The organism is Nitrosomonas sp. GH22 (genome assembly GCF_009833115.1).
In the GTDB taxonomy this organism is placed as follows: domain Bacteria; phylum Pseudomonadota; class Gammaproteobacteria; order Burkholderiales; family Nitrosomonadaceae; genus Nitrosomonas; species Nitrosomonas eutropha.
On sequence record NZ_QRCA01000042.1, the window covers coordinates 1 to 8,388 of the forward strand.

Below are 8,388 nucleotides of genomic sequence, written 5' to 3' on the forward strand. Positions count from 1 at the left end.
TTTTGCGAAACGCCACAACAGCGGCTTCTTCTTCCAGACTTAAAACAGTCGAGTGCGACTCTTTGGGGCCCATCGGTGCATCGTGGGTGAATTCCCGCTTCCGCCACTTCGCTACCGTTTTTGGATTAATCCCATGCCGCTTGGCCAGAACATTCAGACTCTCTTGACTATTTTGTATCGCTCGACGCACCGCCGCTGTCGTGCGGGCGCTTCCGTGTAATATCTGTCCCATAAATCATCCCTCCGTAGCTGGTTATATGTTACACCAGCACACCGTGGGACTAAACATTTAAGCGCCAAGTCAGGTATCAAGACCAGACGTATCAGACACATATCCCGATCCTGTTTTCATCCCAAACTTTGTATGCGTACGCTCCTTTAGATGCCCATTAAATGCAAGCTGCGATCTCGATCCACAGGGCAAAGCGAACCAGGCATTACTCGCGATGCCACCGCACAAGATTCGCTTCATCCAGAAATTTTCACAGTGTCTGATCAACCTGTAAGCTCACATGCATCCTTGCTTTATGAGGTAATGGGACGATTGATGCTTGGGTTTGGATTGATACTGATTGCTTTCAATTTACGCCCCCTGTTTGCCAGTCTTTCTGTCCTGCTACCCGATATGTTGCAGCAGCAAGTACTCACCTCTGCACAGGCTGGCTACCTGACAACCTTACCAGTGTTGTGTCTCGGTATTTTTGCACCACTGGCACCCTGGCTGTCGCAACGAATAGGAAACAAACGAACCCTTTTGGTCGTCATGGTACTGTTGACTGCAGGTACAGCCATGCGTGGATGGGGAAATATCTTGCCCCTGTTTCTCGGGTCAGCCATGGCAGGCATGGCTATTGCAATCGGCAATGTACTATTGCCTGCCATGGTCAAAAAGGAGTTTCTGCAATCCCCTGCATTAATGACCGGATCGTATACCATGGCACTATGCGCGGGTGCTGCCGTTGCAGCAGCCGGCACTTTACCACTCACCCAATCGCTGGAAACAACCTGGGCAACCGGACTGGCACTCTGGGCGCTACCCGCAGGAATAGTGATGCTGCTATGGTTGCCGTATGCTGTTGTGCCAGATTCGGCTCCACAAAACAGACAACTTCAGACAGTCAGTTTATGGCGAGACTCACTCGCCTGGCAGGTAACGTTTTTCATGGGATTACAGTCTGCACTGGGTTACAGTATATTCGGCTGGATTGTCCCTATTTTGCGTGATCGGGGTTTAGATGGCGTACAAGCCGGATGGATACTGTCCATTTCTATCGTAGTGCAACTGATCGCCTGTTTTGTCCTGCCCTCTCTGGCAGTACGCTGCAAGAACCAGAGCCTAATCAATGCAGCAATGGCGCTCACTGCTGCAATCGGCTTTCTGGGAATGTTGTTCGGCCCAATTGAATTAGTCTGGGAATTCAGCATTTTGCAAGGAATCGGGCAGGGTGGCTTGTTTGCACTCGCACTGACCATAATCGTCCTGCGTTCTCCCGACGCTCACATCGCAACACACTTATCCAGTATGGCGCAGAGTGTTGGTTATACGCTGGCGGCACTGGGCCCCTTGCTGATTGGCATGCTGCACAGTCTCACTGGCGGGTATGCCGCCAGCGGCTGGTTATTTACCGCTCTGTGTCTGGGAGCAGCCATCAGTGGCTGGGGTGCCGGACGCACAAGGCTGGTGCAGGCATGCTATACAAGCAAGGTGCGCCATTAAGGAGCCGCTGCTTGTGAGCTGACTTTGCCGTCTTTGCGAACATCCAAGGGGTGAAGCAATCCAGCGAAGTGGTAACGACAACACTGGATTACCACATCACTGCGTCCCTCGTGATGGCAGGGAAATTACATACCAACTCGACTCAATCCCTTTGAAATCAGGGCATGGGTGTTTCGATGATATAGGTGAGGAAATCACCATAGATATAAGTCTCAATCCCTTTGAAATCAGGGCATGGGTGTTTCTATACTATCCTCATTAATAGACAAGGGAGATGGAGTCTCAATCCCTTTGAAATCAGGGCATGGGTGTTTCCCAAATTACGCAAAAAAGATAAAAATAATTTTGTCTCAATCCCTTTGAAATCAGGGCATGGGTGTTTCATACATTGGAGAAATAAAATGATCAAATTTTTTAAGTCTCAATCCCTTTGAAATCAGGGCATGGGTGTTTCAATATCGCCGGAGAGTATTTCTTCACAGCCGCTGACGTCTCAATCCCTTTGAAATCAGGGCATGGGTGTTTCCGGATACACCGGCCATGTACACTATGGAGTAGGGGTCTCAATCCCTTTGAAATCAGGGCATGGGTGTTTCCAGTACGTTCCGAGCTTAACTTGCAATTCAAACTGTCTCAATCCCTTTGAAATCAGGGCATGGGTGTTTCACAGTCACCATAAACGGTGTAGAAAAGTTCGTTTGTCTCAATCCCTTTGAAATCAGGGCATGGGTGTTTCTGATTGCTGTCATTTTTCTCTTTACAATCAATATATTGAAAAGGGTGTAGAGGAAAAATGGTAAGAAGCTGCAAGATGTCTCCTGTCAGTTGGTTATTTGTTCCATTAATACAATAATCGGTAAAGTTTAAATATCTGAGGTTGGTTTATTTTCTGATATTTTGAACGATCCCGCCATGTTTACAAGAGCGAACTGTAACTGATCTGGCTTTCTTTTCAGACGATTGATCGTTTCAGAAAAGCTGTACGCTACCACGCAGTGGGCAATCCACTCCATTGGATGCCTTCTGGCAAGGCGGGTTGACCGATGCGAGCCTTCAGCCCACGACTCGGCAACGGATAAACACGCAAATCATCCACTTTTTCATCAATCAGTTCGATCGCCCCCTGCATGCAGTGTTCAAGCTGGCGATCATCTCCGCTAAACAAAAATACAGAATATTGCAACGGTACGGCACGTTTTACCAGATAGCGATGCAAGCGCGCCAGCCGTCGCGGGTGCGTAATGTCATAACAGATAATAAAATCACTCATTAACTACTCTAGCCGAAATCTTCAAAACTATCATCTGGTTGCACATCATCTTCCGCTGTGGCCAGAATCTCGTTCACCTGCGCTGTTAACCACTCAATTTCCTGGTTAATGCCTTTGCGCAGGGTTTCACTGTGCTCCCCATAGGCAGCGTAATAGCGCGTACGGCCAGCCTTGCCAAGCAGGCAACCTGCTTCTGTCGTCGAAAAATGATCTTTTTCCAATACTTTCTTGCGTATCAGTGCAAGCGCAAACTGATCCGCCAGCGGGCGCAAAGGCTCCAGCAAATCGGAAGCGAGTGATTCCCGACCAAAGGCCAGACGATGATAAAAACCAACGTAAGGATCAAACCCGGTACCATACAGCGCAATGGCAATTTCACTATGCAGCAGGGTATAAGTGAGCGAAAGCAGGGCATTGAAAGGATCACGCGGCGGGCGACGGTTGCGGCCACTAAAATGTAGTGAATCCGGAACAACAGCCTGCAAACCGGAAAAATAGCGCGCAGCAGCGGAACCTTCTACACCACGCAAGCTGGCAGCACTGCTGACATGGCCGATACGAGACCGATGCTCCTCCAGTGCGCGTAAGGCGTGGCTGAGTTCGTAACGTACCTGCATATCGTTTTCGCGTAGCTCGGCAAACCATTCGATCTGACGTGTCAGCTTACGTTCGATGAGTGCCTTGGCAATCTGCAAACAGAACGGTTTGTCAAAACTCAGGCGGATCTGGACAACACGCCGGGCTGCATCGTTGTGTGGGCGTGCCAGCAGCAAACTGGGACGGCCAATCCGCCCGCTCAGGATGACAACACCCACCCCCTGTTCACCCAGTTTCCCCAACAGGGCGGCTGGCAACTTGACATCACCACGCAGAAAAACGCGCGTCAGTGGCGCAATGGGCACCGTGCCAATACGTTCGCCATTTTCGCGAAAAACAATGGCACCGGATTCAAGTTCAAGCACTACTCCGCGACGATCAACAAACAGGCTGGTCATATCGTTTTTCCTTGTTTTCAGGTGATGCAGAAATACTGTGCCGTGAATGTGCTGGCTTTGCCGTAACAACGCGGCTTCATACGTGGATCAAGACTGAGAATATGCAGGCGATCTTCCTGCGCATCCATTAGTTCATCCAGATCAGCGCGAATGGTGCGCAGCTCGGCTGATGTTACCCAAAGTTCAAAAACCGATTTCTGGCCACCCACCTTATAACGTTTGAGATAGCGGCAAACTTTATACAATCTGCGTGGATTGCAGACATCATAAGCGACGAGATACAGGCTTCGGTTCATGTGCAGCATTGTAGGGTTTACCTTGCGCAGACTGTACGCCGGCAAGCTTGCCACTGGCAGCATCAAACAGACCAGTATCAGTAACTATCTGTGTACATTGTTTGCCGGATGGATCGTAATATTTGCGATGATGCCGCACTATATGCGGGATGCGACAGATACCAATAGTGGTCCTGATCAAACATCAACTGGGAGAAATGGCTCGGCGTTTTGAACAGTGCGATCTCGGTGATGCCATGGATTTTGGGAAGAATGCGAATTAAAATGCGCACGGAGATTGCCATGTCAGATATACACAATACGCGGCGCGCTCGCACCGGCTTGCCCGGCAAGCGAGCAATCAATCTGAGCTTAAGCAGTTGATGTGCTGGATGCAGCCAGACAACTCGACATCAACATTTCCCAGATTTACGATAATCACCTGCGTGAAATCGTTCGTCATGAGCAGGAGCGAAAATAGCGTGAAGATCACGTCGAATTCATCGCTACCTACAATGCCACCATCGAAGCCGAAGGCTTGCCACTGGATGAGTGGAAAAGCTTCTGATGGCGGGCTTCGATGTCTATATCAATCCGGGCAGCCATGCCAACAACGCTCTATTTACTGGATGTGCAGAGCGATTTGCTTGATGGGCTGGATAGCCGAATGGTAATTCCACTGCGTGGCTCAAAAACTTCCCGGAGGTCAGATTGCCAACACGTCTTACACCGCTACTGGCCATCGAGGGTAAAGATTATTTGCTGGAAACTCCAAAGATGAGTGCGGTGCCACGGCGTATCTTGAAATCCCCCGTGGCCTCGTTTGCTGATATGCAAGCCCGCAGCACAGCAGCGCTGGATTTTTTGTTCCATGGGTACTGATTTGTGGATAATCAGCAACTTGCCGGTTAATCTTGCTTGTTGTCAAAGCCGCTGATCTGAATACTTTCCGGCGGCAAGGTCAGGCCGCGCCGGGTATGCGGACGCTTACCGGCAGTCATCAATAGATAGGGAGTTGCTGCCGGACCAAGTGCATCTTTTAATATACGCTCCACCTTGGCATTTTTGGTCTGAAAAAACTCCTTCTCCATCCCGTTATTGAGTAGCTCGGCAGTTTTCTCGTAATCAATGACATCAATACCAACTACTGCCCGGTAAATATCGAGAAATAATCCAGCGTCAGCTTCACGCCAGGTTGTTTCAGGCTGTCCCTGTCGGGCAAGCGTAGCCCACCACGCCAGCCAGGCAAGTAATTGCGGTTTCATGGTAACTGTAGTCGTGCCACAGACAACGTATCTTTGCTCCAGATCGATCAGCAGGCGTGGTGGTGCAAAACTTTGCTGCAAGGTGGCGACAGTTTCACTGAATCCTGCACGACCGGTGATTAACGCAACAGGAAGGCCGTGTCGCAACCGTACCACAGGAATTTCAGCCAGGGTGACAACGGCCTCAGCGGTATCAATATGATGCCCATCCCGTGTTACCAGTCGACGGGGCTGACGAGGCGGATAGAAAAAATCCGGATGCCCTTCAAAGGGGGATGAAACCAGAATATGAGAGAGCGTATCCTGCGGCCGGGCAAACAGTGAGAAGGCATAACCGAGATAAAAGCCCATGGTCTTGCGCCCGCCGGCAATCGAAACATGCAGCGCCGCATCTGCGTTGCCGGTCAGTTGAGCGACAAGCGCCGTGATTGTGTCAGCTGCGGCGGCATTTTCGGCTGGTGTGCGAATATCGGCGAGCTTTTTCTGATGATGGCTGATGATGTGGATGCAGTCTTCATCAAAACGAGGATGGCCGATCTGCGGTTGATCATTCAGCAGCGCATGGAAATGGCCACCATCGGGATGCAGCAATGCTGCCCGCGCCAATCGCGCTCCATCAGTGGTGGTCAGTAAATGTACCTCTGTCGGAATGAAGGGTGGGGTCCGTGCCACAGCCAGGGCATACAGCGTTTCAGTAACAATCTGCGGTGACAGTCCTGTAACACATAGCAGGATGCGACGCGGATATTCATGGGGTTGCAGTAGTTTTGACATAGTGGAACAATTTCCCTAGCAGATATTCAGCAAGCAAATCTATAGCAGTAAAGACACTGTCTTCCTATGTTTGAACAATGGTTGAGAGGTGGATACACCGAAGCAACCCAAGCTGGTAATACAAAGATACTGGATTGCCACGGCTTGTGGCTTCGCGATGACAGCCAAAATGGGTGATTGGAGAATCACCAATCAGAGGGAATTTCTCTCTGAATCGGAACTTTTGAGGATTGCAATGATGCCCATAAAGGTCACTCCGATGATGGCGAGGTTCTCTGGCGGAATATCCTTGGCTTTTTCCAACACATCTCCCAGAACATCAATAATCGAGTCTAACATTTTGTTCTCCTTGATTTGAAAAAGTAAATCATTTCCAATGTAGGCAGATAACTCGGTCATACCTTGCATGGATTCATGACACAACACGAGAAAATCTGACAGATGCAAAGTTTATCGTTTTGCATTGCCATGATGGCGCATGACAAGCTTGCCGTTATCAATCGAACAGGTCATGACGAAATTTTTTGAGCTCAGCGGCGAGACGGTTTTCATCAATGACAAGATTTTTAATCTTGGCATTATCAGATTTAATGCCATGCGCCAAAGAGTTGCGCAGGTACTCGAGATTTTTGACCTGATTGTTACCTTGCTTGGCATCTTTCCAAGCTTCATTACGCTGGGAAAAATCGTTTGGATTGAATTTGCGCTCTAGCACGGCACGTGTAACAAGAGATTCATAGAGATAAATCACAGCACGCACATAATCACGGCGTTCAAGGTAGGCATCAGCAAGTGCCAATTCCCAAGCAGCACGATCCAAGCCACTAAACCAGTTGATACGTTCTGTCAGCGCATCGCGGAACAGTGCACCCATCGGCCCGTTATGCGTTTTGATGGCAGAAAAGACACTGCCCAGAGTTTCACGTGCTTTGACCGGGTTACTGCTACGTTCGAAATAAGCAGCGCGGGTAAGCTGTTTGGCTTTGTCTTCAGGTAGTCCATCCTGTTGTAAAAGAGGTGCAAAAACGCCATAGTCACCGTCCTTGTTGTAGGTGGCCAGAGATTCAACCCAATCAAGCATCTGCAACATACCATCCAGTTGCAACACGGGTGTTTCACCATTTGTCGGAGTCATTTCTAGTGCGCCGTAATAAAGCCCCCCAACCTTCACGTCTTTAACATGAGCAAGATAACGTGCGGCGACCAGCGCTAGCATAGGCAGATGGCGAAAACCATGGGTAACATCAAGGAAAACCTTTTCACCGCGATGCACCAGTTCAGCCAGAGTTAGCAAGACTTTTGTCTGTTCTGCAGCATCTCGGGCATAGGAAATCAATCGACAAATGACCGGCAAACCTAGATTTTTCGTCAACCTTTCCTCTTGAATGGAAAGCATTGCAGCATCGACACGAGACTCATGCACTGCTTCAATCAGCAGATCCAGCATGTCGTCATCAGAAGCATCTTGTTGTTCGAAGAACACATCCCACATGCTGCCTGCTGTACCGACAAGAATGAGACGCTTGGGCCTCAGATAGTCAGCCAGTGCCAAGCCGAAGTAGGGAGTAGTTGTTTAGTCCCACGGTGTGCTGGAATGGGTCAAAGATAAAACGATCTGGCTCATTTTTCCAGATTTTGCAGATGTATTCATAGGGTGTTAGGCCTTTGAGAGCTTTTAGTCTTTTGGCGAAGTTATAAGCCATCACAAAGCGATGGAGATGGGCCTTCAACTGATCGTGTGAGTCGTAATAATACCGTTTTACAGTCGCATCCTTGATGGTTCGATTCATGCGTTCAACCTGACCATTGGTCCAGGGATGGTTGGGTTTGGTGAGACGGTGCTCGATGCCGTTGATCTGACAACACCTATCGAACATATGCGTTACATACTGAGCCGTTGGCCCATTCCGATAACGCGCCGGGAACGTAAACTGGATACCGTTATCAGTCAGGATTGTATGGATCTTGTAGGGAACAGTCTCGATCACGGCCTTCAAGAAGGCGGTTGCCGTGTTGCGGTTGGCTTTGTTCTGGAGTTGAACAAAACCGAACTTTGATGTCCGGTCAATGGCTACAAAAAGTTAGAGTTTAA

At 49.3% G+C, this 8,388-nt stretch carries 8 protein-coding genes, 4 pseudogenes and 1 CRISPR repeat array; of the genes and pseudogenes, 4 read left to right on the forward strand and 8 right to left on the reverse strand.

The window, feature by feature from the left end; translation table 11 throughout:
• Positions 1-232, reverse strand: a pseudogene (locus ABF86_RS11195) (IS481 family transposase); the annotation flags it as partial.
• A gap of 255 nt (positions 233-487) precedes the next feature.
• Between ABF86_RS11195 and ABF86_RS11200 the strand changes: the two are divergent.
• The gene (locus ABF86_RS11200; RefSeq protein ID WP_345889570.1) at positions 488-1,717 is read left to right on the forward strand and encodes an MFS transporter; all 1,230 of its coding nucleotides are present in this window, start codon (positions 488-490) and stop codon (positions 1,715-1,717) included.
• A gap of 139 nt (positions 1,718-1,856) precedes the next feature.
• A CRISPR array of direct repeats spans positions 1,857-2,453; the repeat unit is 36 nt; unit sequence GTCTCAATCCCTTTGAAATCAGGGCATGGGTGTTTC.
• A gap of 249 nt (positions 2,454-2,702) precedes the next feature.
• Here the strand turns inward: ABF86_RS11200 and cas2 (ABF86_RS11205) are convergent.
• From cas2 (ABF86_RS11205) to cas2 (ABF86_RS11215), 3 genes are read right to left on the reverse strand one after another with little or no spacing between them, the layout of a single operon-like run.
• Positions 2,703-2,987, reverse strand: a complete 285-nt coding sequence (gene cas2 / locus ABF86_RS11205; RefSeq protein ID WP_011635239.1) for a CRISPR-associated endonuclease Cas2 — start codon at positions 2,985-2,987, stop codon at positions 2,703-2,705.
• 8 nt (positions 2,988-2,995) lie between these two features.
• Entirely contained in the window at positions 2,996-3,982 is a 987-nt protein-coding gene (cas1, locus tag ABF86_RS11210; protein WP_011635238.1) for a CRISPR-associated endonuclease Cas1, read from the reverse strand.
• A gap of 17 nt (positions 3,983-3,999) precedes the next feature.
• A complete protein-coding gene (gene cas2 / locus ABF86_RS11215) occupies positions 4,000-4,278 on the reverse strand; it encodes a CRISPR-associated endonuclease Cas2 (RefSeq protein ID WP_240142320.1) in 279 nt (92 codons plus the stop codon).
• Between cas2 (ABF86_RS11215) and ABF86_RS12455 the strand changes: the two genes are divergently transcribed.
• The 3 genes and pseudogenes from ABF86_RS12455 (at position 4,277) to ABF86_RS11225 (ending at position 5,139) form a co-directional block, all read left to right on the forward strand.
• Entirely contained in the window at positions 4,277-4,492 is a 216-nt protein-coding gene (locus ABF86_RS12455; protein ID WP_074685601.1) for a hypothetical protein, read from the forward strand. The two genes, cas2 (ABF86_RS11215) and ABF86_RS12455, sit on opposite strands and share 2 nt — an antisense overlap.
• Before the next feature lie 150 nt (positions 4,493-4,642).
• Positions 4,643-4,825: pseudogene (locus ABF86_RS12940) on the forward strand (type II toxin-antitoxin system CcdA family antitoxin).
• A 99-nt stretch (positions 4,826-4,924) separates the two neighbouring features.
• Positions 4,925-5,139 (forward strand): annotated as a pseudogene (locus ABF86_RS11225) (CcdB family protein).
• 26 nt (positions 5,140-5,165) lie between these two features.
• On the opposite strand, the gene csm6 reads toward ABF86_RS11225, so the two are convergent.
• From csm6 to ABF86_RS11245, 4 genes and pseudogenes are all read right to left on the reverse strand, one after another.
• Positions 5,166-6,296: a CRISPR-associated ring nuclease Csm6 gene (gene csm6 / locus ABF86_RS11230; protein WP_074456396.1), complete on the reverse strand. Its 1,131-nt coding sequence runs from the start codon at positions 6,294-6,296 to the stop codon at positions 5,166-5,168.
• 192 nt (positions 6,297-6,488) lie between these two features.
• The gene (locus ABF86_RS11235; protein WP_011635233.1) at positions 6,489-6,704 is read right to left on the reverse strand and encodes a hypothetical protein; all 216 of its coding nucleotides are present in this window, start codon (positions 6,702-6,704) and stop codon (positions 6,489-6,491) included.
• A gap of 88 nt (positions 6,705-6,792) precedes the next feature.
• On the reverse strand, positions 6,793-7,848 hold the full coding sequence (gene csx2 / locus ABF86_RS11240) for a TIGR02221 family CRISPR-associated protein (protein WP_160803610.1): 1,056 nt from the start codon (positions 7,846-7,848) through the stop codon (positions 6,793-6,795).
• Positions 7,835-8,388, reverse strand: a pseudogene (locus ABF86_RS11245) (integrase core domain-containing protein); the annotation flags it as partial. The gene csx2 and the pseudogene ABF86_RS11245, both read right to left, overlap by 14 nt.

Coding starts and splice junctions, on each gene's coding strand:
- cas2 (WP_011635239.1), bottom strand. CDS start 2,987: ATGAGTGATTTTATTATCTGTTATGACATTACGCACCCGCGACGGCTG.
- cas1 (WP_011635238.1), bottom strand. CDS start 3,982: ATGACCAGCCTGTTTGTTGATCGTCGCGGAGTAGTGCTTGAACTTGAA.
- ABF86_RS12455 (WP_074685601.1), top strand. CDS start 4,277: ATGTGCAGCATTGTAGGGTTTACCTTGCGCAGACTGTACGCCGGCAAG.
- cas2 (WP_240142320.1), bottom strand. CDS start 4,278: ATGAACCGAAGCCTGTATCTCGTCGCTTATGATGTCTGCAATCCACGC.
- csm6 (WP_074456396.1), bottom strand. CDS start 6,296: ATGTCAAAACTACTGCAACCCCATGAATATCCGCGTCGCATCCTGCTA.
- ABF86_RS11235 (WP_011635233.1), bottom strand. CDS start 6,704: ATGCAAGGTATGACCGAGTTATCTGCCTACATTGGAAATGATTTACTT.